The sequence below is a fragment of the Modestobacter sp. L9-4 genome (assembly GCF_019112525.1).
Classification (GTDB): Bacteria; Actinomycetota; Actinomycetes; order Mycobacteriales; family Geodermatophilaceae; genus Modestobacter.
In genome coordinates this window covers 332,725-354,433 of the sequence record NZ_CP077800.1, presented here as the reverse complement: position 1 = coordinate 354,433, position 21,709 = coordinate 332,725, and the positions used below count along the sequence as shown (strand labels likewise).

The window sequence follows — 21,709 nt, the reverse complement described above, 5'->3', positions numbered from 1 at the left end:
CCGAGGTGTGCGCTCAGAGCCCCGGCGGGCTCGGGCGCCCGTCATGACGGGCGTCGGCCACCCGCGCGCGCGGCGTCCCGGACCCCGTCGCCCCTGGCCCCGTCCAGGACCACGGCGGTGGTCAGGTCGGCTCCGGACCCGATGCCCTCGGCGTCCGGCGTGAGCGCGGCAACTACGTCCTCCTCGTCGTCGTACGCGCGGTGGACGGCGGCGGTCAGCAGCCGCAGCTGGCGGTCGAGCGGAGCCTGCCGGTCGGGCCCGGCGACCGCCTTGAGGTCGTGCAGGGCAGCGCACAGGCGCCGGGACACCTGGGGCGAACCCGCCCCGGCCAGCCGGATCTCGTCGAAGGCCAGCCGCACGTGGCCGTCCCAGGAGAGCGTGCGCTCGACCAGCCGGACCACGCCGTCGGTGTCCCGGTGCTCGCCCGGGGGGAACGGGCGCGTGGCGAGCTGCCGCAGCAGGTCGTGCAGCCGGTGCAGCGCCTGCAGAGCCGTCGTCGGGTCGTCGAACGGCTGGGCGATCGACCGTTCCGCCACGTCGACGAGCTTGCGGACCCCGTAGGAGACGTCCTCCCCGTGCACCCGCTCCGGGCCGACCAGCACCAGCCGCGCGACGTCGTCCGCCCGCAGCCGCGCGGCCGCCGTCACGACGTCCGTCGTGCGCCCGAGGGCGGGGTGGACGCGCAGCAGCGGGGCACCGCCGGGCACGAAGTCGCCGACGACGGGCACGAGTTCCAGGACGCAGTCGGCGCGGCGCGCGGCGGCCACCAGACCGGCGCGGTCGACCCGGACGACGTTGCCCGGCTCCCGCGCCGGCACCACGTCGGGGTCGCCGTCCGGGCCGGCCGGCGGCAGCGACGCCGCGGGGAAGGAGGACGTGATGAGGTCGCGGGTGCGGTCGCCGACCAGGTCGATCAGGCCCGACGCCCGCATGCTCTGGCCGGAGTGGTGCACGAAGAGGATCAGCGTCACGAGGCTGGCGGCCATCAGCAGGTAGCTCAGCAGCAGCGACAGGCCGGGGACGCTGCCGGTGTCGGAGCCGCGGACCTCCCGGAGCGTCAGCACGGCCACGACGAAGGTCGCACCGAACAGGCCGATCGCCAGCTGGCTGAACCGGTCGGAGAGCAGCGCGGCCACGATGCGCGGGGAGAACTGGCCCATGGCCAGCTGCACCACCACCATCGTGAGGGTCAGCACGACGGTGGTCAGCGAGACCATCGAGGAGGCGAAGACCGACAGGGTGGTCTGCGCGTCGCTGGGCGTCCCCGTCACGCTCTGCGGGACGAGCGTGTAGTCGGATCGGCGGTCCAGCCACAGCGCCCCGAGGGCGACCAGCACGCCGGCGAGGACGCACAGCAGGGGGACGAGCCACAGGCTGCTCCGGACGGCGTGCACGAAGCGGGTGAGACGCATCGGGCGTCCTCTCGTGGTGCGTGCCCGGCGGTCGGCCCGTGGGGGCCGGCCCTGCGCGGATCCGGTCGGCTCGGGGTCGTGGTCGTCGGGTGGACACACCGTCCCGGGCCGACGTGGCCGGCACCATCGGCAGACCTGCCCATGGACGGGTGCGCGGGGCCGGCGGAGAGTCCGGGTCCCGGTGAGAGCAGCCGATCGGTGGGCGTTCCGCGGTGGTCGGGAGACCGCGACCCCCAGTCACAGGAGGTGGACCCGTGCGCGCGATGACCTACCGAGGGCCCTACAAGGTCAGGGTGCAGGAGAAGGCACGGCCGTCGATCGAGCACCCCAACGACGCCATCGTGCGGGTCCAGCTGGCCGCCATCTGCGGCTCCGACCTGCACCTCTACCACGGGATGATGCCGGACACCCGGATCGGTCACACCTTCGGCCACGAGTTCATCGGCGTGGTGGACGAGGTCGGTTCCTCGGTCCGGAACCTGGCTGTCGGCGACCGGGTGATGGTGCCGTTCAACATCTTCTGCGGCACCTGCTGGTACTGCGCCCGCGGGCTCTACAGCAACTGCCACAACGTGAACCCCAACGCGACCGCGGTCGGCGGGATCTACGGCTACTCGCACACCACCGGCGGCTACGACGGCGGCCAGGCCGAGTTCGTCCGGGTGCCCTTCGCCGACGTCGGCCCGTCGAAGATCCCGGACTGGATGGACGACGAGGACGCGGTCCTGCTCACCGATGCCACGGCGACCGGCTACTTCGGCGCGCAACTCGGCGACATCGTCCAGGGCGACGTCGTGATCGTGTTCGGCGCCGGGCCGGTGGGCCTCGTGGCCGCGAAGTCGGCCTGGCTGATGGGGGCCGGCCGGGTCATCGTCATCGACCACCTGGAACACCGGCTGGCCAAGGCCCGCACCTTCGCCCACGCCGAGACCTTCAACTTCACCGAGTACGGCGACATCGTCCTGGAGATGAAGAAGCAGACCGACTGGCTCGGCGCCGACGTCGCCATCGACGCCGTGGGTGCGGAGGCCGACGGCAACGTCCTCCAGCACGTCACCTCGGCCAAGCTCAAGCTGCAGGGCGGCTCCCCGGTGGCACTCAACTGGGCGATCGACTCCGTCCGCAAGGGCGCGACCATCTCGGTGATGGGCGCCTACGGCCCGCTGTTCAGTGCCGTCAAGTTCGGCGACGCGATGAACAAGGGGCTGACCATCCACACCAACCAGTGCCCGGTCAAGCGGCAGTGGCCGCGGCTGTTCGAGCACGTGCGCAACGGCCACCTCAAGCCCAGTGAGCTGGTCACCCACCGCATCCCGCTCGAGCACATCGCCGAGGGCTACCACATCTTCTCGGCCAAGCTCGACGGGATCATCAAGCCCCTCGTCGTCCCGACCGCGGCGTGAGCGACAGGAGACCCCGATGGCCTACACACCGCACAAGCCGCCGCTCGCCGAGTCGCCCGAGGAGCTGCGCGCGCGCATCCCCGGCTGGGGCGTCGACCTCGATCCCGCGGACCGGCCGTCGGTGCCGAAGCTGCAGTTCCAGGAGGACTTCACCGGAGCGCACTGGGAGTTCCCGGAGCGGCAGCCGGAGAAGTACCCGCGGGAACGCTCGCCGGAGCACGGGATGCTCACGCCGGTCTTCGGCACCGCCCAGCCGCCCTCGGGCGTGCCCGGTGCCATCCGCCGCCACGCCTACCGTTACAGCGAGGGCCGCACGGCGCACTGGCTGCTGCTCATCGCCGCCGACCGGGTGGACGCGTGGGTGCACCACCTGACGTCCTTCCTCACGCTGCGCCCGGACAACCCGATCACCGAGACCGGGGTCAAGGCGGAGTTCACCCACCACGGCATCTCGTCGCGCTTCGGTCAGCACCGGACCGACGTGGAGCACCAGTGGATGGACCCGGTGATCGTCGGTGGCCCGTGGATCGCCGCCGCCGCGGTCGTCTACACCGGCGCCCGCGGCACGGCGAGGATGCTGGCGCGCGTGGGGTCGAACGGGCACGGGTCCGTGCACTGAGCCGGTGACCCCGGCCTCCCCCGGGGCCACCCCGCGCGACGTGGGGTGGCCCCGGGGGAGCAGGACGGAGTCCGGACCGCCCGAGGAGGAGACCTGCATGACCGCGTCCGCGATGCGCACCGTGACCCTGCCCGACGGCACCGTCGCCCCGGCCCTCGGGCTGGGCACCTGGTACCTGGGTGAGGACCCCGGCCGCCTCGACGTCCAGCTGGACGCCCTGCGTGCCGGGATCGACCTGGGCCTGACCCTCGTCGACACCGCCGAGATGTACGGCGACGGCGCCGCGGAGGAGCTGGTCGGCCGGGCGATCGCCGGCCGGCGGGACGACGTCTTCCTGGTCAGCAAGGTGCTGCCGCACCACGCCACGCGTCAGGGCACGGTGGACGCCTGCGAGCGGAGCCTGCGCCGGCTGGGCACCGACCAGCTGGACCTGTACCTGCTGCACTGGCGCGGCCGGGTCCCGCTCGAGGAGACCGTCGCCGCCTTCGAGTCGTTGGTCTCGCGCGGGCTGATCCGGGCCTGGGGCGTGAGCAACCTCGACGTCGCCGACCTGGAGGAGCTGGTCGGGCGTCCCGGCGGCACCGGGATCCAGACCGACCAGGTGCTCTACAACCTCGCCCGGCGCGGGCCCGAGTACGACCTGGTGCCCTGGTGCCGCGACCGGCGCATGCCGGTGATGGCGTACTCACCCGTCGACCACGGCCGGCTCCTCCGACACCCGGCCGTCCGCGACCTGGCCGCGCAGAAGGGGGTCAGCCCGGCCCAGCTGGCCATCGCGTGGGTGCTGCGGCTGCCCGACGTGTTCGCCGTCGCCAAGGCATCGACCCGCGCGCACGTCGTCGAGGTCCACGCGGCGCTGGGGATCGGCTTCAGCCAGGCGGAGCTGGACGAGCTCGACCGGGTCTTCCCCCCGCCGTCGGGCAAGGTGCCGCTGGACGTGCTGTAGGACCGGCGCGGCCCGCAGCGGCGAGCTGCGGGCCGCGGTGGTCAGACGAGCCCCTCGTCGTGCGGTTCGATGCTGGCCGAGGGGTCCACACCTCCGTCGGCGTCCGGCTGGACCCGGCCCTCGCCCGGCTCGGACCCCGAGCCGGGCGCGGTGTGGTCGCCGCTCGGCGACCGGTCGCGGCCAGCGGTACAGGACGGCGAGGACGCCCAGGGAGGACGCGGAGTCCAGCGCGAACGCGGCGGCCGGACCGGCCGCGGCGACCAGCAGCCCACCGACCGCCGGCCCGACGGCGCGGGCCACGGCGGCGTCGGCGCCGTTGAGCAGCGTCGCGAGCGGGAGCTCCTCGTGGTCGTCGCCGGCCCCTGGGTCGCCGCGGCGTGGCTGGTGACCACCGCCCCGGCGGCTCCGGTCCTGACCCGCCGGGGCAGTGGGCCCCGGTCGCCGGTCGGGCGGTCGGGCGGTCGCCGCGGTGCTGGCGGCGGCGCCGGAGCAGGTGCTCCGCGCTCGGCGACGGAGTGGGCCGGACCACGGCGGCCCGTCCGGCTCACCCGAAGTGCGGAACCGGGTCAAGCGGAACCGACGGCCGGCCGATGCAGGCTCGTGATCGTCGATCAGTCAGCGTCCCCGGTCCCCGGCGCCACCCTGCCGGCCGAACTGGTCCCGAGTACCTTCCCGCGAGGTGACCGCCAGCACGTCTCCTGCCCCGCGATGAGCGACGACGAGGGGCGAGCAGCCCGGGTGACCGGCCGGACGGCCGCCGAGCTCGTCGACAGCCTCGAGTCCATGAGCGACATGTACATCGGCGTCGGTGCCGACTGGCGGATGACCTACATCAACGCGCAGGCCGAGGTCCGGTTGGGCGTCGCGCGGGACGAGGTCGTGGGCAAGGACATCTGGCTCCGGTTCCCGGAGCTGCTGGGCACCGTCTTCGAGGAGACCTACCGGCAGGTCGCGGCCACCGGGGAGACCGCCGTCATCGAGGCGGAGTACGGCAGAGCGGCCCTGTGGTGCGAGGCGCGGGTGCACGCCCTGAGCCGAGGCGGCATCGCGATCTACTTCCGGGACATCTCCGGGCGGCGGGCCGTCGAGCGGGAACGGGAGCGACTGCTGACCGCCGAGCGGGCGGCGCGCGAGGCTGCGGAGGTCGCTCAGCGGGACCTCGTCCACCAGGCCCGGCACGACGAGCTGACCGGCCTGTTGAGCCGCTCCGGTCTGCTGCACGAGGTCGGCCGGCTGCTCGACGGCCGGCCGGAGGCACCGCTGACCGTCGCCTTCCTCGACCTGGACCGGTTCAAGCTGGTCAACGACAGCCTGGGGCACGCGGTCGGGGACCGGGTCCTGCAGGAGTTCGCGCGACGGCTGGAGGCGCTGGTGGGTCCGGCCGACGCCGTGGCCCGTTTCGGGGGCGACGGCTTCGTCGTCGTCCTGGTCGACCGCTCCGCGGCCGAGGGCGGCAGGTTCGCCGAGCAGGTCGTCGAGGCGAGCCGGCAGCCGGTCGACGTCGGCGCGCGGCTCCTGGTCACCACGAGCGTCGGCCTGGCCACCGCGACCGGACGGGCCGATCTCGACGTCCTGCTCCGGGCGGCCGACGCGGCACTGCACCGCGCCAAGGACACCGGCCGGGAGCGCGTGGTGTGGTTCGACGAGCAGATGCACCGCGAGTCCGTCCACCGGGTCGAGCTCGAGCGCGACCTCCGGCTGGCCCTGGACCGCGACGAGCTGTTCGTGGAGTACCAGCCCGCCTTCGACCTCCGGGTGGAGCGGGTCTGCCACGTGGAAGCGCTGGTCCGCTGGCGGCACCCGGTCCGCGGTCTCGTCGGGCCGGCGGAGTTCATCCCCGTCGCCGAGGAGACCGGTCTGGTCCACCGCATCGGCGAGCTGGTCCTGGCCCGCGCCGTGGAGGAGGCCCGCCGGTGGACGCACCTGCCGGAGTTGCGGGTGTGGGTCAACGTCGCCCCGCAGCAGCTCGTCGACCGTGAGTTCCCCGCCCGGCTCGCAGCACAGCTGGACCGTGCCGGGCTGCCGGCCGACCGCCTCGGCATCGAGGTGACCGAGTCCGCGCTCGCCGACTGGTCGCGCGCCGGGGAGGTGCTGGGACGGGTGCACGACATGGGGGTGGCCATCGCCATCGACGACTTCGGGACCGGCTACAGCTCGCTGGCCCGCCTGACGGACTTCCCGGTCGACGTCCTCAAGATCGACAGGTCCTTCGTGCAGCAGCTGGGGACGACGCGGGGGGACGCCCTGGTGGCCGGCATCGTGACCCTGGCGCGAGCCATCGACGCGCACGTCGTCGCCGAGGGCGTCGAGACCCTGTCGCAGCTCACCGCGCTCAGCGCCCTGGGGGCGGACTCGGCGTGCGGCTACCTGCTCGCCCGGCCGTCGGCACCGGAGAACCTGCCACTGGCCCTCGTCACCGACGGGCCCTCCGGTGAGCGCGCCGGACTGCACCCCTCGCTGGCGCTGGTCCCCGCGCGCGGCCGGGAGGACGCGGTGGGCCCGTCGCGTGCTCGCGTACAGCCGATCGGCTGACCACACCGGTCCCTGACCGGTGAGCGGCGTCCCGGGCGTGGGACCGACGCTGGGGAGACCTGCAGACCTGAGCCTCCGTGCGACCACCCAGCCGTGGCGGGCGGGCGGTCGTCGTCACGCGGCCGCGACGGTCCGGCGGCCGCGCGACCGCGCAGGGCCGGCGGAGTGCTCCTCGCGACCGGCCGCCGGACCGGGCGCGGCGGGTGCGGGCACCGCCGTCGGCGATACTGCACCAGGTCGATCGAGTTGTGGGACTGGCCACGCGGCGGAATGCTCCGGCGTGGGAGCGGTTCCCCCTGACGGCAGGAGCACCCACCTGCCGGACGTCGACTGCCCTGACCCCCTAAACCCGGAGATCACCGTGCGCACCCGCCTGACCCTGACCGCCGCCCTCGCCACCGCTCTGCTGCTGACCTCCTGCGGCGGCGGCGACTCCGACGACGCCGCCGGGAGCGCCAGCGGCAGCAGCTCGGGCGGCACGATCCGCGTCGCGACCGAGGGCACCTACGCCCCCTTCTCCTTCCACGACCCGGCCAACGGCAACGAGCTCACCGGCTACGACGTCGAGGTCGCCCAGGCAGTCGGCGACAAGCTCGGCATGAAGGTGGAGTTCGAGGAGACGCAGTTCGACGGGATCTTCGCCGGCCTGGAGGCCAAGCGGTTCGACATGATCGCCAACCAGATCGGTGTCAACCCCGACCGCCAGGCGAAGTACCTGTTCTCCACCCCGTACACCTACTCCAACGGCGTGGTCATCACCCGCGCCGACGACACCAGCGTCAGCTCGCTGGCCGACATCGCGGGCAAGACCAGCGCGCAGTCGACCACCAGCAACTTCGCCGAGATCGCCACCGGCGCCGGTGCGAAGATCGAGGCCGTCGAGGGCTTCACCCAGGCGATCACGCTGCTCAAGCAGTCCCGCGTCGACGTCACCGTCAACGACAGCCTGGCCTTCCTGGAGTACCAGAAGACCACCGGTGACCAGGGCGTGAAGGTCGCCGCCGAGCTCGACGACGACAGCCAGTCGGCGCTGCTCATGCGCAAGGACGAGGCCGACCTGCAGACCAAGGTCAACGGTGCCCTCGACCAGCTGCGCACCGACGGCACGCTGACCCAGATCTCGGAGAAGTACTTCGGCGAGGACGTCAGCCAGGAGTGAGCGCGATCGACTGGGACCTGGTCCGCAGCAGCCTCGGCCCCCTCTTCGGGGGGCTGGTCAAGGGCACGCTGCCGCTGACGGCGGCCACCTTCCTCCTCGGGCTGGTCATCGCCGTGCTGGTCGCGCTGATGCGGCTGTCGGGCAACTGGCTGGTCTCCGCGCCGGCCCGGGCCTACGTCTCGGTCATCCGCGGCACCCCGCTGCTGCTCCAGCTGTTCATCATCTTCTTCGGCCTGCCCTCGCTCGGCCTCACGATCGACCCGTGGCCCAGCGCGATCATCGGGCTGTCGCTCAACGTGGGCGCCTACGCCTCCGAGGCGGTGCGCGGGGCGATCCTCGCCGTGCCGCGCGGGCAGTGGGAGGCGGCGATGACCGTCGGCATGGGCCGGGTCACGACGCTGCGCCGGGTGGTGCTCCCGCAGGCGGCCCGCATCGCCGTCCCGTCGCTGAGCAACACGCTGATCTCGCTGGTGAAGGACACCTCGCTGGTGTCGGTGATCCTGGTGACCGAGCTGCTGCGCAAGGCCCAGGAGATCGCCGCCCCGAGCTTCGCGTTCTTCACGCTCTACGGCGTCGCCGCCGTCTACTACTGGGTGGTGTGTCTCGTGCTGTCCTTCGGTCAGACCCGGCTGGAGACCAAGCTGTCCCGGCACGTGGCCGTATGACCGCGCCGCTGCTGGAGGCCCGGGGGCTGGTGAAGTCCTTCGGGGACAACCGGGTGCTGCGCGGGATCGACGTCGCCGTCCCGTCGGGTTCGGTCACCTGCCTGATCGGGCCGTCGGGCTCGGGCAAGACGACGGTGCTGCGCAGCCTCAACGGGCTGGAGATGCCGGAGTCCGGCACGGTCCGCATCGGCGACATCCAGCTGGACTGCGGCTCCCGGCCCGACGCCCGCGCGATCGCCCGGCTCCGCGGGCAGAGCGGCATGGTCTTCCAGTCGCACAACCTCTTCCCGCACCTGTCCGTGCTGGACAACGTGACCTCGGGCCCGGTGTTCGCCCAGGGCCGGCCGCGGGCCGAGGCGCGGGAGGAGGCCCGGGCGCTGTTGGAGCGGGTGGGCCTGGCCGACAAGGCCGACTCCTTCCCGGTGCAGCTGTCCGGTGGGCAGCAGCAGCGCGTCGGCATCGCCCGCGCGCTGGCCACCAAGCCCAAGGTCGTGCTGTTCGACGAGCCCACCAGCGCCCTGGACCCGGAGCTGGTCGGTGAGGTGCTGCGGGTGATGCAGTCCCTGGCCGCCGAGGGCTGGACGATGGTCGTGGTCACCCACGAGATGCGCTTCGCCCGCCAGGTCGCCGACCAGGTGCTGTTCCTCGACGGCGGCGTCGTCGTCGAGCAGGGCCCGCCGTCGGAGGTCCTCGTCGAGCCGCGCGAGGCCCGCACCCGGCAGTTCCTGCAGCGCCTGCTCGACCCGCTCTAGGCCGGCCGCGCCGCCGCCGTCCCCGGCGTGGGGACGGCGGTGGCCGCCAGCAGGGCCAGCTTGTCGGCGTCGCCGGAGCCGGCGTCGGGGTGGTAGACGACGAGCTTGAGGTCGTCGGCCCCGTCGATGGACAGCCGCTCGCGGTTGAGCGTCAGCTGCCCGACCCGCGGGTGGTCGAAGAGGATCGGCGTCCCGCGCTGGCCGCGCACCTCGTGCCGGGCCCACAGCTGCCGGAACCGGGGGCTGCCCAGGCACAGCTCGCCGGTGAGCTCGATGAAGCGCGGGTCGTCGACGTCGGTGCCGACCGCCTGCCGCAGGTTGGCCACGAAGCACTCCGTGACCTGCTCCCACTCCAGGTGCAGCGCCCGCTCGGCCGGGTCCAGGAACAGGTCGCGCAGCTGGTTGCCGCCCACGGCGAGCACCGGGGACAGCGCGGTGGCCATCGGGTTCACGGCCAGGACGTCGAACCAGCGGTCCTCGATGAACGCCGGCTGGGCCATCGAGCCCAGCAGCCTCAGGACGCCGGGCGGCGGGGTCTGCCGGCGCGGGCGGGCCCGGCGGTGCCGGGGCACCTCGGCGACCAGCGTCATCAGGTGGGCGAAGTGGTCGTCGTCCAGCTGCAGCACCCGTGCGATCGACTCCAGGACCTGGACCGAGGGGTGCCGGTCGCGGCCGCGCTCCAGCCGCAGGTAGTAGTCGGCGCTGATGCCGGCGAGCATCGCCACCTCCTCCCGGCGCAGTCCCGGCACCCGGCGCACGCCGTACTCGGGGATGCCCGCCTGCTGCGGGGTCACCAGCTCGCGCCGGGCCCGCAGGAAGGTCCCGAGGGGGTTGCTCGACTCGCTCACGATCCGAGCGTAGGACGCCGCGGGGTGCTCAGCGGGGGTCCTGTCACCCCCCAGGCTGAGCAGGGCTCTGGGTGCGGCGTCCCGGGCGCCCCAACCTCGACGAGGGCCCGATCGGGCCGAGCTCATCGAGGGAGAGACATGACCGTCACACTGATCACCGGCGCCAACAAGGGCATCGGGTACGAGACCGCCCGCCAGCTGCTCGCGCTCGGGCACGTCGTCCACATCGGTGCGCGGGACGCCGAGCGGGGCGCGAAGGCCGCCGCCGAGCTCGGGGCACGGTTCGTCCAGCTCGACGTCACCGACGACGCCTCGGTGGCCCGCGCGCTGGCCGAGGTCGACGCCGTCGAGGGGCGCCTGGACCTGCTCGTGCACAACGCCGGCGTCCTGGAGACCGGGCTCGACACCGCCGCGGCGGTCCGGTCCTTCGACGTCAACGCCGTCGGCATCGTCCGGGTCACCGAGGCGGCGCTGCCGTTGCTGCGCCGTTCGGCGGATCCCGTGGTCGTCACCGTGTCCAGCAGCATGGGGTCGTTCTGGGCGGTGACCACCCCCGAGCGGCCGGAGTCGCAGATGCCGCTGGCGCTCTACGCGGCGTCCAAGGCCGCGGCCACCATGCTCACGCTGCAGTACGCCAAGGCCCACCCCGGCATCCGGTTCACCGCCCTGGAGCCCGGCACCACCGCGACCGACATGACCGCCGCCTTCGGCATCGGCCGGCCGGTCGCCGAGAGCGCCGCCGTCGTCGTCCGGGTGGCCACCCGGGGTGCGGACGCACCGACCGGCACCCTGCAGGACGAGGGCGGGGTGCTCGCCTGGTGAGCACCCGCCAGGAGGTCGGGCCCCCGGCCGCGAGCACCGCGGCGGGCGCGTCCTGGGCCGGCGTCGCCTCGCTGGGCCTGGGCGTGTTCGCCATCGTGATGTCGGAGTTCCTGCCGGCCAGCCTGCTGCCGCGCATCGCCGACGACCTGGGCGTCTCGGTCGGCGCAGCGGGCCAGAGCGTCACCACCACCGCGCTCGCGGCGGCGGTCTCCGCGCTGTTCATCGCGGTGGTGCTGCCGCGGGCCGACCGGCGCCGGGTGATGCTCGGGCTGACGGCGCTGGCCGTCGTCTCCGACGTCCTCGTCGCCATCGCGCCCGACCTGACGGTGCTGCTGCTGGCCCGGCTGCTGCTCGGGGTGGCCCTCGGCGGGTTCTGGGCGATGGCGACCGCGATGGCCGCGCACCTGGTGCCCGCCGACCACCTCGGGCGGGCGCTCACCGTCATCAACTCCGGGGTCGCGCTGGCCACGGTCGCTGCCGTCCCGCTGGGCTCCTGGCTGGGCGAGGTGTGGGGCTGGCGCGGCGTGTTCGCCCTGGGTGCCGGGGTCGCCGTCCTCGCCCTGGGCGTGCAGGCGGCGACGCTGCCCGGCGTCCCGCCGACGGCGGCCGGCGGGCTGCGCGCGCTGGGGGAGACGCTGCGCTCCCGCGTCGTCCTGCTCGGGCTCTTCGCCGTGCTGCTGGTCTTCGGCGGCCACTTCAGCGGGTTCACCTACATCCGGCCCGCGGTCGAGGGCATGTCCGACATCGGGTCCGGCGGGATCGCCGTCCTGCTGCTGGTGTTCGGCCTCGCCGGGCTGGTGGGCACGGTGGTCAGCGGACCGCTGGCCGACCGGGCGCCGACGGTGGGCGTCCTCGGCTTCCCCGCCGCGGTGGGGGCCGGGATGCTCCTCCTGCACGCCGCCGGCGGCTCGGACGCCGGGCTGTTCGCCGCGGTGGCGCTCTGGGGTCTCGGCTTCGGCGGGGTGCCGACGACGGTGCTCAGCTGGGGCGCCCGCGCCGAGCCCGACCGGCTGGAGCAGATCGGCGGGCTGATCGTGACCGTCTGCAACGTCGCCATCGCCGTGGGGGCGGTGGTCGGCGGGGTCCTGGTCGACGGCGTCGCCGACACCGCCCCGCTGGTCGTCGGCGGCCTCGCCGCGCTCGTGGGCGCCGTCGTGCTCACCGGCCTGCGGCGGGCCGGCTGACCGAGCGAGATCTGCGTCCTCGTGGCTCCCGGGACACCTGGGCCACGGGAGCGCAGATCTCGCGTTCCGGGCGTCGAGGACCGATGAGTCCGCCGGTCGCAGCCGGTCCTCACCCTGACGACCGACGGAGTGGAGGACGACATGGGACTCATCCAGGCGGAGCTGTTCGCGACCCTCGACCTGGTGGGGCAGGCGCCCGGCGGTCCGGACGAGGACCCCGACGGCTTCCCGTTCGGCGGCTGGCAGGCGCCGCTGCTCGACGAGGTCTCCGGCGGGCAGGTGGGTGCGGCCTACCAGGGCGTGGACGCGCTGCTGCTCGGCCGGCGCACCTACGACGTCTTCGCCGCGTACTGGCCGCACCAGCACGGCGGGGAGGACGGCGTGATCGCGGAGCTGTTCAACGGCGTGCCGAAGTACGTGGCCTCCCGCGGCCGGCCCGACCTGTCCTGGGCGGGGTCCAGCCAGCTCGGCCCGGACCTCGCGGACGCGGTCCGCGGCGTCCGCGACCGACACGAGCACGTCGCGGTGGTCGGCAGCCTGGACCTGCTGCAGACGCTGCTGCACGAGCGGCTCGTCGACCGTCTCGACCTCTGGCTGCACCCCGTCCTGCTGGGGGTGGGCAAGCGGGTGTTCGCCGGCGGCGTCGTCCCGGCCGGTCTGGACCTGCTGGCGCCGCCGGTGGCCTCGCCCCGGGGCACGGTCCACCTGCGCTACGCGGTCACCGGCGGCACGCCGGCCACCGGTGACATGAGCCGGCCCGACCGCGGTGTCCCGCGCGGGGGGTGACGGGTCGCCGACCCGATCGGGTGAGGCGCTCCAGTCGGGGCACATGACGGCCGATGTAGCCGGGGAGGGCCACCGGGAGGTCGGGATGAAGAAGAGGCGTTCGGACGCCGAGGAGCAGGTCGCCGAGCTGCTCCGCACGGCGAAGGAGTCGCTGCACCTGTCGGTGGCGTTCCTCAGCCGGCTCGACGGCACCACCCAGCACCTGGAGGTGGTCGAGTCCTCGGTGCCCTTCCTGTTCCAGGAGGGCAACCAGCAGAAGCAGGAGACCACCTTCTGCCAGGCGATCCTGGACGGCGACCTGCCCGCGGTCATCCCCGACGTGCGCAAGCACCCGGCGGCCATGGCGCTGCCGGCGGCGCGGCTGCCGCGGATCCGCAGCTTCGTCTCCGTCCCGGTCGTGCTCAGCGACGGCGAGCTCTACGGCACCTTCTGCGCCGCCGGCCTGACCACCGACAAGGACCTCAGCAAGCGGGACCGCTCACTGATGACCGTGCTCGCCTCGGCTGCGGCGCTCGTCATCGAGCCGGGCGTGCGGGAGGCGGCCCGGCGGCGCGAGGTGCTCGACCGGCTCGAACCGGTCGTCGCCGACGGCGGGCCGCTCGTCGTGCTGCAGCCCATCGTCGACCTCGTCACCGACCGGCAGGTCGGGTCCGAGGCGCTCAGCCGCTTCCCGGCCGCGTGGGGCAAGGCGCCGGACGTGGTGTTCGAGGAGGCGCACAGCGTCGGTCTCGGGCACCGGCTGGAGCTGCTCGCGCTGCGCCGCGCGGCCGACCACCTCGACGCGGTCGAGGGGTACGTGGCCATGAACATCTCCCCGGCCACACTGCTGCTGCCGGAGTTCACCGACCTCATGCGCGCCCTGCCCCTGGACCGCGTGCTGCTGGAGCTCTCCGAGCACGACCAGGTCGCCGACTACGCCGAGCTCGCCGCCGTCCTGGCCCCGCTGCGCACCGACGGCCTGCGGCTGGCCATCGACGACGTGGGCGCGGGGTACTCCTCGCTGCGGCACATCGTGCTCACCAGCCCCGACGTGCTGAAGATGGACCGCAGCGTCGTCTCCGGCGTCGACACCGACCCGGTGCTGGCCAAGCTGGTCTCCTCGCTGGTCGAGTTCGGCCACGGGTGCGGCGCGAAGGTCGTCGCCGAGGGCGTGGAGACCGCGGCCGAGGCCGCGGAGCTGCGCCGGCTGCAGGTCGACCTCGGCCAGGGCTGGTTGTTCGGCCGCCCCGCCTCACCGGTCACCCCGGCCGTGCGCACGCCTGCGGTGCCCGTGACCCGGGCGGCCCGGGACGACGCGCTGACGCCGACCGCGGGCTGACCGGTCAGGGGCGGTCGGCCGCCGGTGCGGGCTGGGCGGCCCCGGTGGCCGCCTGGGTCGCCGCCCAGCTGGAGAGCAGCTTCAGCCCGTCCTCGGACGGCGTCCCCGGCTGGGCGGTGTAGATGGTCATCCGCAGGCCGGGGGACTCCTCGGCGGGCAGGTCGAGGGTGCAGTAGCCGAGCTCGAGGTCGCCGACCACGGGGTGATGGAACCGCTTGGTGCCGTTGTGGTGGATGCGCACGTCGTGCGCGGCCCAGCGGGTGCGGAACTCCTCGCTGACCGTGGACAGCTCGCCGACGAGCTCGCGCAGCGCCGTGTCCTGCGGCCGCCGGCCGGCCTCGGCGCGCAGCAGGGCCACGGTGACGTCGGCCGCGGCGCCCCGGTCGAGGTAGTAGTCGTCCGCGGCCGGGTCGAGGAACTGGAAGCGGGCGAAGTTCACCGGCCGGCGTGGGCCGGCGAACATCGGCGAGTGCAGCGCCCAGCCCAGGGTGTTGGTGGCCAGGACGTCGAGCCGGCCGTTGGCGACGAACGCGGCCGAGCCGGTCATCGTGTCCAGCATCCACTGCACCCGCGCCGGCACCACCGCCCGGCTGCGGCGCTGGGGCGTGCGGCTCGGGCGGGCTGCCCGGGCCAGGTCGAACAGGTAGGTGCGCTCTGCCTCGTCGAGCTGCAGCGCGCGGGCCACGGCCTCGAGCACGTCCTCGGAGACGCCGGCGATGTGGCCCTTCTCCAGACGGGTGTACCAGTCGGTGCTCACCCCGGCGAGGACGGCGACCTCCTCCCGGCGCAGCCCCGGGACCCGCCGCCGTCCGCCCCCGGCCAGCAGCCCGGCCTGCTGCGGGGTGATCCGGGCCCGGCGGGTGGTGAGGAAGTCGCGGATGTCGGCGCGGTTGTCCACCCCCTCGACGCTACGTCGGCGGGCCGCCGGTGGGGGGTCGAGCTCCCACCCCCCACAGGCCCGCCCTGTCACGCCCGCGCCCGGAGGCGTTCCGTGGACACCGACACCGATCGGCCCACCTCGGAGGAGACCACCGTGCAGATCACCCGCAGCTCCGCCGACACCGTGCAGGGCCCGGCCGACTGGTTCACCGGCGACGTGTACATCGACGTCGTCGCCGCAGCCCCCGCGCCGTCCCGGGTCAGCGCGAACCTCGTGCACTTCATGCCCGGCGCGCGCACCCACTGGCACCGCCACCCGCTCAGCCAGACCGTGTTCGTCACACAGGGAGTGGGGTTGTGCCAGCGCCGCGGTGGGCAGGTCGAGGTCATCCGTCCCGGTGACCGCGTCCTGTTCGAGGCCGGCGAGGAGCACTGGCACGGAGCCGCACCGAACCGGCTGATGGTCCACCTGGCGATCAACGAGGGCGACGACGACCACGCCGTCGTCCACTGGCTGACGCCGGTGACCGACGCCGAGTACACGGCCACCCCCACCACCCACTGAACGAGGAGACCCTCATGCGCGTCCACGCCTACGCAGCACCCGCGGCCGGCGAGCCGCTGGCCCCCACCACGATCGAGCGCCGCGACGTCGGCCCGCGCGACGTGCTGATCGAGATCACGCACGCCGGCATCTGCCACTCCGACATCCACACCGTCAACGGCGACTGGGGCCCGCAGCCCTTCCCGGTGGTGCCCGGCCACGAGATCGTCGGCACCGTCGCCGAGGTCGGCTCCGAGGTCAGCACCCACTCGGTCGGTGACCGGGTCGGTGTCGGCTGCATGGTCAACTCCTGCCGCGAGTGCGCCAACTGCCTGGCCGGCGACGAGCAGTACTGCCTCAAGGGCATGGTCGGCACCTACGCGAACACCGACCGCGACGGGACCACCACCCAGGGCGGGTACTCCACGCACGTCGTCGTCGACGCCGACTTCGCCCTCCGCGTCCCCGCGGGCATCGACTCCGCCGCGGCCGCGCCGCTGCTGTGCGCCGGCATCACCACCTACTCCCCGCTGCGCCACTGGGGCGCCGGCCCGGGCAAGAAGGTGGCGGTCGTGGGCCTGGGCGGGCTCGGCCACATGGCCGTGCAGCTGGCGCACGCGATGGGCGCGGAGGTCACCGTGCTCTCGCAGTCGCTGAAGAAGCAGGAGGACGGCCTGCGCCTGGGTGCCGACGCCTACGCCGCCACCAGCGACCCGGACACCTTCACCTCGCTGGCCGGCACGTTCGACCTGGTGCTCAACACCGTCAGCGCGCCGATCGACGTCGACGCGTACCTCTCGCTGCTGGCCGTGGGCGGTGCCCTGGTCAACGTCGGCGCGCCGCCGGAGCCGCTGAGCGTCAACGCCATGTCGCTGATCGGTGGCCGCCGCACCTTCGCCGGGTCCATGATCGGCGGCCTCGCCGAGACCCAGGAGATGCTGGACTTCTGCGCCGAGCACCGCATCGGCAGCGAGGTCGAGGTCATCGACGCAGCGCAGGTCAACGAGGCCTACGAGCGGGTGCTGGTCTCCGACGTCCGGTACCGGTTCGTCATCGACACCGCCAGCCTCCGGTGACCGCGGGCCGGACCGCCGGGAGCACGGACACCGCACCGGCGGTCCGGCCCACCCGCATGCCGTTCGTCGTGTACGTGCTGGCCGTGGGCACGTTCCTCATGCTCACCACCGAGTTCGTGGTCGCCGGGCTGCTGCCGGAGATCGCCGGCGACCTGCAGGTGGGCGTAGGGCAGGCCGGCCTCCTGATCACGGTGTTCGCCGTCGGCATGATCGTCGGATCGCCGACGATGGCGCTGCTCACCCGCGGGATGCCGGCCCGGGTCACGCTGGTGCTGGCGCTGGCGGTGTTCGCCGCGGGGCACGTGGTCGTCGCCGTCGCGGACGCCCTCCCGGTGCTGCTCGCCGCGCGATTCGTCACCGCCTTCGCCACCGGTGCGTTCTGGTCGGTGGCCTCGGTGGTGGCGACCCGCGCCGCCGGCCCGGGCGCCAGCGCCCGGGCCCTGGGGCTGGTCGGCGCCGGCGGGATGCTGGCCAACGTCGCCGGCGTGCCGCTGGGCGCGTTCGCCGGGCAGCTGTCGAGCTGGCGGGGTCCGTTCTGGGCGCTCGCGGTGCTCGCCCTGGCCGCCGTCCCGCTGGTCGCCCGCAGCGTCCCGCCCGAGGACGGCGACCGGCAGCCGACGTCGCTGCGGTCGGAACTGGGCGTGCTGCGCTCGGGCCGGCTGTGGCTGGTGCTGGCCGCGTGCGCGACCACCACCGGTGGTGTGCTGTCGGTGTACTCCTACGTGTCGCCGCTGCTCACCGACCGGGCCGGTCTGGCGGCGGGGTGGGTGCCGCTGGTGCTCGTCGGCTTCGGCGTCGGGTCCCTCGTGGGCACGGTCGCCGGCGGCCGGCTCGGCGACGACCACCCCTCCGCCACCACCATCGGGGTGGCCGCGTCGACGACCGCCGTCCTGCTCGCCGTCTGCCTCCTCTCGGGCTCCGCCGCGCCCACGGTGGTCCTGCTGGTCCTGCTCGGGCTGCTCGGGCTCAGCGCCAACCCGGTGCTGTCGGCGCTGGCGGTCCGGTTCTCCGGGGTGGCGGCCACGCTGGGGGTGGCGCTGTCGGTCTCGGCGTACAACCTCGGCACCGCGGTCGGCTCGCTGGCCGCCGGGCACGCCCTGGAGACCGACCTCGGGGCGACCGGGCCGGCCGTGGTCGGGACCTGCGTCGCGGCGCTGACCCTGGTGCCCACGATCGCCCTCGCCCGGCTGCGGCGCCGGGAGGCCGTCCCCGCCTGACGGTGCCGGCATGTGCTGGGCATATGCGGAAACCGAGACGCTGCGGCAACGGCCGGTCGGCTGGACTGGGGTCACGTCCACCCGATCCCGACGCCGCGCCCCCCGCCGGGCGGGGAGGAGTCCCGCATGCCCGCCACCCCCGTCCCGCTCCCGCACCGCCCGCGGCGGCTCCTGCTGGCCACGCTCGCCGTGCTCGTCGCGGTCGGCTGCACCACCCTCGGCCCGCCCGGGGCCGTCGCCGACGCGCGCCGGGCGGTGACGGCCGTGGTCGAGGCGCTCGCCGCGCCGTGGCCGGGCACCGTGCACCGGGCCCAGGTCGAGGCGGTGGCCAACGTGCTGCTCTTCGTCCCGGTCGGGGCACTCGCCGCGCTGCTCCTGCGGCGGCGCAGCCCGCTGCTCCCGCTGGCGCTCGGCGCCGGCACGTCGGTGCTCGTCGAGCTGGCACAGACCGCGCTGCCCGGCCGCGTGCCCGACCTCGGCGACGTCGTCGCCAACACCGCGGGGACGGCGGTCGGCGTCGCGCTCGCCGTCGTGGGGACGGCTGTCCGGCGCCGGGCCGGGCGGGGCCGGCTGGCCGCGCTGCTCGCCGTCCCGCTCGTGGTCGTGGGCCTGGCCGGGTGCTCCTCGGCCGGGTCGGTGCTGGCCGGCCCCGACGCCGCCTCGGTCGGCCCCGGTGTGGTGCCGCTCGTCCCGGCCGCGCCCTCGACGCACAGCGGGGAGCTGACCGCCGAGGACGGCTGGCTCCCCGACGGCGAGGTGCTCTCGCCCTTCGACGACGTCCCGGCGATCACCCGGCTCGACCCCGTGCTGCGGGCCGCCGTCCAGGACGCCGCGCGGGCGGCGCAGGCCGACGGGGTGCGCCTCCACGTCACCACCGGGTGGCGGAGCGCGGCCTACCAGCAGTCGCTGTTCGACGCCGCGGTGCGCGAGCACGGCAGCCCCGAGGCGGCGCGGGCGCACGTGCTGCGGCCCGAGGAGTCCGCGCACGTCACCGGGGACGCGGTCGACATCGGTCCCACGGACGCGATGGACTGGCTGTCCCGGCACGGCTCGGGGACCGGCCTCTGCCAGACCTACGCCAACGAGGCGTGGCACTTCGAGCTTGCCGTCGAGCGTGGCGGCGAGTGCCCGCAGCCGGCGACCGACCCCCGCGCCGGGTGACACCCGCGTGGGAGCCGGCCAGCGTCGTCGCCGCCCGGCAGCTGGCCGCCGAGGCCCGGGAGCGGCCCCGGCTGCTGCGCCATACGCCCGCGAGACGCCGACGTCCCTACCCTCGCCCCATGCGTGTGCTGATCGCCGAGGACGAGCCCTACCTGGCCGACGCGATCCGGGACGGGCTCCGGCTGGAGGCGATCGCCTCCGACGTGGTGCACGACGGCGACAGCGCGCTGGAGCGCCTGGCCGTCCACCCCTACGACGTCGTCCTGCTCGACCGCGACCTGCCCGGCACGTCGGGGGACGAGGTGGCCCGGTGGATGGTCGCCCGGTCGCTGCCCTGCCGGATCCTGATGCTCACCGCGGCCGACCGGCTGGAGGAGAAGGTCGCGGGCTTCGAGCTGGGTGCCGACGACTACCTGACCAAGCCCTTCGCGATGCGGGAGCTGGTGGTGCGACTGCGCGCGCTGGGCCGCCGGCCGGTCGACGGCGCACCCCCGGTCGTGCAGTTCGCCGGCCTCACCTTGAACCCGTTCCGCCGTGAGGTGCACCGCGACGGCCGCTACGTGGGGCTGACCCGCAAGCAGTTCGCGGTGCTCGAGGTGCTCCTGGCCGCCCGCGGCGGGGTCGTGAGCGCGGAGTCGCTGCTGGAGCGGGCCTGGGACGAGAACGCCGACCCGTTCACCAACGCCGTCCGGATCACCATCTCCTCGCTCCGCAAGCGGCTGGGCGACCCGTGGCTGATCCACACCGTGCCCGGCACGGGCTACCGCGTGGGCGAGCCGTCCTCCGACCCCTCGTGAGCGCCCGGCTGCGGCTGGCGTTGAGCTACGCCGGCTTCCTCGTCGTCGCCGGCTGCGGCACCGTCGCGCTGCTGGCCTACGTGCTGCACTTCGTCCCCGAGGGCAACCTGCGGGACACCGCCGGCCGGCCCGTCCCCGACCGGGGCGACCTGCTGGACGCGCTGCTGCCCAAGCTCGTGGTGGTCCTCGGCGTGCTCGGCGTGCTCGGGCTGGTGGGCGGCTGGCTGCTGGCCGGCCGGATGCTGCGCCCGCTGCACCTGGTGCACGCCGTCGCCCAGCAGGTCGCGGCCGGGTCGCTGGAGCACCGGGTGCGACTGCGGGGCCCCCGCGACGAGTTCGGCGAGCTGGCCGACACCTTCGACACCATGCTCGACCGGCTGCAGGCCACCTTCGAGGAGCAGCGGCGGTTCGCCGCCAACGCCTCGCACGAGCTGCGCACCCCCTACGCCGTCGAGCGGGCGATGCTCGACGTCGCGCTCGCCGACCCGGCCGGGGTGGACGTCGGGCGGCTGCTGCGGCGCCTCGACGAGACCAACACCCGCGGCACCGAGACGGTGGAGGCGCTGCTGGCCCTGGCCGCGCTCGACCAAGGGCGCACCCCGCCGCTGGTGCCGGTCGACCTCGCCGAGCTCACCGCCGGCGTGGTCGCCGAGCTGACCCCGCTGGCCGGTGCGGCCGGTCTGACCGTGCACGCCGAGCTGGGGGAGGGCGACCTCGACGGCGTCGAGCCACTGGTGCGGCAGCTGGTGACCAACCTGGTGCTCAACGCGGTGCGCCACAACACCGGTCCCGGGGGAGAGGTGGCGGTCCGGACGGGCACGACGCCTGCGGGCGCGGCCGAGCTGGTGGTGGTCAACACCGGCCCGGTCGTGCCGGCGCACCTGCTGGCCACGCTGACCGAGCCGTTCGTGCGCGGCGGCGGCCGGACGTCGACCGGTCCCGCGGCGCCGGCGGGCAGCGGGCTCGGCCTGGCCATCGTGGCGCGGGTCGTCGACGTGCACCGGGGGGAGCTGCAGCTGTCGGCGCCGCCGGAGGGCGGGATGAGCGTGCGGGTGGTGTTCCCCCCGCCCGGCGCGTGACCGGCGGCCCTCAGCGGTGCGGCGCGGACCAGCCCGGTGCCGTCGTCCACGGGCGCGGGGACGTCTGGCGTGGCGCGGCGCCGGCGCACGTGGCGGACCCGCGTGGGCGGCGGGCCGTCAGGAGTACGAGGTCAGGTCAGGCGGCGTCGGTGCGCGCGCCGTCGAGGTACGCGCGGACGGCGGGGGCCGGGACCCGGAAGGACCGGCCGACGCGGACGGCGGCCATCTCGTTGTTGTGCACGAGGCGGTAGACGGTCATCTTCGAGACCCGCATCATCGCGGCGACCTCGGCGACGGTCATGAAGCGCACCGCGGGGCGGGGGGCGGCGGGCTGCTGCACCATCGGGCGCACCGGCAGCGGGCGCTGGGCGGCCGGGGCGAAGCCGGACTGCACGCGGGCGCCGGGGACGGCGGGGCGGGGGGCGGGGACCTGGCCGTAGCCGGTCTGGCGGGGGAGGGCGGTAGCGGGGGAGCGCTGGGCCAGGGTCATCGGAGTGCCTCTCGGGAAGT

Annotated in this window: 21 protein-coding genes and 1 pseudogene; 17 read left to right on the top strand and 5 right to left on the bottom strand. The window is 74.5% G+C overall.

Annotated elements, in window-relative coordinates; translation table 11 throughout:
- Positions 1-41: 41 nt before the first annotated feature.
- The gene (locus tag KUM42_RS01670; protein ID WP_237494592.1) at positions 42-1,412 is read right to left on the bottom strand and encodes a DUF2254 domain-containing protein; all 1,371 of its coding nucleotides are present in this window, start codon (positions 1,410-1,412) and stop codon (positions 42-44) included.
- 263 nt (positions 1,413-1,675) lie between these two features.
- Between KUM42_RS01670 and KUM42_RS01665 the strand changes: the two genes are divergently transcribed.
- The 3 genes from KUM42_RS01665 to KUM42_RS01655 all read left to right on the top strand — a co-directional run bounded on the left by KUM42_RS01665 (position 1,676) and on the right by KUM42_RS01655 (position 4,380).
- Positions 1,676-2,815, top strand: coding sequence for a zinc-dependent alcohol dehydrogenase (locus KUM42_RS01665; protein ID WP_237494591.1), 1,140 nt, complete (start codon positions 1,676-1,678; stop codon positions 2,813-2,815).
- A 16-nt stretch (positions 2,816-2,831) separates the two neighbouring features.
- Entirely contained in the window at positions 2,832-3,434 is a 603-nt protein-coding gene (locus KUM42_RS01660; protein ID WP_237494590.1) for a hypothetical protein, read from the top strand.
- Positions 3,435-3,531: 97 nt separating this feature from the next.
- On the top strand, positions 3,532-4,380 hold the full coding sequence (locus tag KUM42_RS01655) for an aldo/keto reductase (protein WP_237494589.1): 849 nt from the start codon (positions 3,532-3,534) through the stop codon (positions 4,378-4,380).
- 153 nt (positions 4,381-4,533) lie between these two features.
- Here KUM42_RS01655 and KUM42_RS20375 read toward each other — a convergent pair.
- A pseudogene (locus tag KUM42_RS20375) lies at positions 4,534-4,950 on the bottom strand (MFS transporter); the annotation flags it as partial.
- Between the two features lie 138 nt (positions 4,951-5,088).
- Here KUM42_RS20375 and KUM42_RS01650 point away from each other — a divergent pair.
- The 4 genes from KUM42_RS01650 to KUM42_RS01635 all read left to right on the top strand — a co-directional run bounded on the left by KUM42_RS01650 (position 5,089) and on the right by KUM42_RS01635 (position 9,488).
- The gene (locus KUM42_RS01650; protein WP_237494588.1) at positions 5,089-6,912 is read left to right on the top strand and encodes a bifunctional diguanylate cyclase/phosphodiesterase; all 1,824 of its coding nucleotides are present in this window, start codon (positions 5,089-5,091) and stop codon (positions 6,910-6,912) included.
- 361 nt (positions 6,913-7,273) lie between these two features.
- Positions 7,274-8,071, top strand: coding sequence for an amino acid ABC transporter substrate-binding protein (locus tag KUM42_RS01645; protein WP_237494587.1), 798 nt, complete (start codon positions 7,274-7,276; stop codon positions 8,069-8,071).
- Positions 8,068-8,736 carry an amino acid ABC transporter permease gene (locus KUM42_RS01640; protein ID WP_237494586.1) on the top strand — a complete coding sequence of 223 codons (669 nt, stop codon included), beginning with the start codon at positions 8,068-8,070 and terminating at the stop codon, positions 8,734-8,736. Before KUM42_RS01645 ends, KUM42_RS01640 begins: the two co-directional genes overlap by 4 nt.
- Positions 8,733-9,488, top strand: coding sequence for an amino acid ABC transporter ATP-binding protein (locus KUM42_RS01635; RefSeq protein WP_237494585.1), 756 nt, complete (start codon positions 8,733-8,735; stop codon positions 9,486-9,488). Before KUM42_RS01640 ends, KUM42_RS01635 begins: the two co-directional genes overlap by 4 nt.
- Here KUM42_RS01635 and KUM42_RS01630 read toward each other — a convergent pair.
- Entirely contained in the window at positions 9,485-10,336 is an 852-nt protein-coding gene (locus tag KUM42_RS01630; RefSeq protein ID WP_237494584.1) for a helix-turn-helix domain-containing protein, read from the bottom strand. The genes KUM42_RS01635 and KUM42_RS01630 overlap by 4 nt on opposite strands.
- A 138-nt stretch (positions 10,337-10,474) precedes the next feature.
- On the opposite strand from KUM42_RS01630, the gene KUM42_RS01625 reads away from it, so the two are divergent.
- The 4 genes from KUM42_RS01625 (at position 10,475) to KUM42_RS01610 (ending at position 14,446) form a co-directional block, all read left to right on the top strand.
- A complete protein-coding gene (locus tag KUM42_RS01625) occupies positions 10,475-11,158 on the top strand; it encodes an SDR family NAD(P)-dependent oxidoreductase (RefSeq protein ID WP_237494583.1) in 684 nt (227 codons plus the stop codon).
- On the top strand, positions 11,155-12,342 hold the full coding sequence (locus KUM42_RS01620) for an MFS transporter (protein ID WP_237494582.1): 1,188 nt from the start codon (positions 11,155-11,157) through the stop codon (positions 12,340-12,342). Before KUM42_RS01625 ends, KUM42_RS01620 begins: the two co-directional genes overlap by 4 nt.
- Positions 12,343-12,483: 141 nt before the next feature.
- Complete coding sequence (locus tag KUM42_RS01615; RefSeq protein WP_237494581.1) at positions 12,484-13,128, top strand: dihydrofolate reductase family protein; 645 nt, start codon at positions 12,484-12,486, stop codon at positions 13,126-13,128.
- 43 nt (positions 13,129-13,171) lie between these two features.
- Positions 13,172-14,446, top strand: coding sequence for an EAL domain-containing protein (locus KUM42_RS01610; protein WP_237494580.1), 1,275 nt, complete (start codon positions 13,172-13,174; stop codon positions 14,444-14,446).
- Between the two features lie 4 nt (positions 14,447-14,450).
- Here the strand turns inward: KUM42_RS01610 and KUM42_RS01605 are convergent, their stop codons facing one another.
- Entirely contained in the window at positions 14,451-15,344 is an 894-nt protein-coding gene (locus KUM42_RS01605; protein WP_237494579.1) for a helix-turn-helix transcriptional regulator, read from the bottom strand.
- Positions 15,345-15,437: 93 nt separating this feature from the next.
- On the opposite strand from KUM42_RS01605, the gene KUM42_RS01600 reads away from it, so the two are divergent.
- From KUM42_RS01600 to KUM42_RS01575, 6 genes are all read left to right on the top strand, one after another.
- The gene (locus KUM42_RS01600) at positions 15,438-15,890 is read left to right on the top strand and encodes a cupin domain-containing protein (RefSeq protein WP_237494578.1); all 453 of its coding nucleotides are present in this window, start codon (positions 15,438-15,440) and stop codon (positions 15,888-15,890) included.
- A gap of 14 nt (positions 15,891-15,904) precedes the next feature.
- A complete protein-coding gene (locus KUM42_RS01595) occupies positions 15,905-16,945 on the top strand; it encodes an NAD(P)-dependent alcohol dehydrogenase (RefSeq protein ID WP_237494577.1) in 1,041 nt (346 codons plus the stop codon).
- 56 nt (positions 16,946-17,001) lie between these two features.
- On the top strand, positions 17,002-18,162 hold the full coding sequence (locus KUM42_RS01590; RefSeq protein WP_237494576.1) for an MFS transporter: 1,161 nt from the start codon (positions 17,002-17,004) through the stop codon (positions 18,160-18,162).
- A 126-nt stretch (positions 18,163-18,288) separates the two neighbouring features.
- A complete protein-coding gene (locus KUM42_RS01585; protein WP_237494575.1) occupies positions 18,289-19,323 on the top strand; it encodes a VanZ family protein in 1,035 nt (344 codons plus the stop codon).
- Between the two features lie 119 nt (positions 19,324-19,442).
- Positions 19,443-20,120, top strand: a complete 678-nt coding sequence (locus KUM42_RS01580) for a response regulator transcription factor (protein WP_237494574.1) — start codon at positions 19,443-19,445, stop codon at positions 20,118-20,120.
- A complete protein-coding gene (locus KUM42_RS01575; RefSeq protein ID WP_237494573.1) occupies positions 20,117-21,199 on the top strand; it encodes a HAMP domain-containing sensor histidine kinase in 1,083 nt (360 codons plus the stop codon). Before KUM42_RS01580 ends, KUM42_RS01575 begins: the two co-directional genes overlap by 4 nt.
- Before the next feature lie 136 nt (positions 21,200-21,335).
- Here the strand turns inward: KUM42_RS01575 and KUM42_RS20370 are convergent, their stop codons facing one another.
- Positions 21,336-21,542 (bottom strand): helix-turn-helix domain-containing protein, encoded by a 207-nt coding sequence (locus KUM42_RS20370; protein ID WP_370629351.1) that lies wholly within the window; start codon positions 21,540-21,542, stop codon positions 21,336-21,338.
- Positions 21,543-21,709 lie beyond the last annotated feature (167 nt).

Bases quoted from the DNA above. Each gene is read 5' to 3' on its own strand.
- KUM42_RS01670 (WP_237494592.1), bottom strand. From the start codon at position 1,412: ATGCGTCTCACCCGCTTCGTGCACGCCGTCCGGAGCAGCCTGTGGCTC.
- KUM42_RS01665 (WP_237494591.1), top strand. From the start codon at position 1,676: ATGACCTACCGAGGGCCCTACAAGGTCAGGGTGCAGGAGAAGGCACGG.
- KUM42_RS01660 (WP_237494590.1), top strand. From the start codon at position 2,832: ATGGCCTACACACCGCACAAGCCGCCGCTCGCCGAGTCGCCCGAGGAG.
- KUM42_RS01655 (WP_237494589.1), top strand. From the start codon at position 3,532: ATGACCGCGTCCGCGATGCGCACCGTGACCCTGCCCGACGGCACCGTC.
- KUM42_RS01650 (WP_237494588.1), top strand. From the start codon at position 5,089: ATGAGCGACGACGAGGGGCGAGCAGCCCGGGTGACCGGCCGGACGGCC.
- KUM42_RS01635 (WP_237494585.1), top strand. From the start codon at position 8,733: ATGACCGCGCCGCTGCTGGAGGCCCGGGGGCTGGTGAAGTCCTTCGGG.
- KUM42_RS01625 (WP_237494583.1), top strand. From the start codon at position 10,475: ATGACCGTCACACTGATCACCGGCGCCAACAAGGGCATCGGGTACGAG.
- KUM42_RS01615 (WP_237494581.1), top strand. From the start codon at position 12,484: ATGGGACTCATCCAGGCGGAGCTGTTCGCGACCCTCGACCTGGTGGGG.
- KUM42_RS01610 (WP_237494580.1), top strand. From the start codon at position 13,172: ATGACGGCCGATGTAGCCGGGGAGGGCCACCGGGAGGTCGGGATGAAG.
- KUM42_RS01595 (WP_237494577.1), top strand. From the start codon at position 15,905: ATGCGCGTCCACGCCTACGCAGCACCCGCGGCCGGCGAGCCGCTGGCC.
- KUM42_RS01590 (WP_237494576.1), top strand. From the start codon at position 17,002: ATGCCGTTCGTCGTGTACGTGCTGGCCGTGGGCACGTTCCTCATGCTC.
- KUM42_RS01585 (WP_237494575.1), top strand. From the start codon at position 18,289: ATGCCCGCCACCCCCGTCCCGCTCCCGCACCGCCCGCGGCGGCTCCTG.
- KUM42_RS01580 (WP_237494574.1), top strand. From the start codon at position 19,443: ATGCGTGTGCTGATCGCCGAGGACGAGCCCTACCTGGCCGACGCGATC.
- KUM42_RS20370 (WP_370629351.1), bottom strand. From the start codon at position 21,542: ATGGTGCAGCAGCCCGCCGCCCCCCGCCCCGCGGTGCGCTTCATGACC.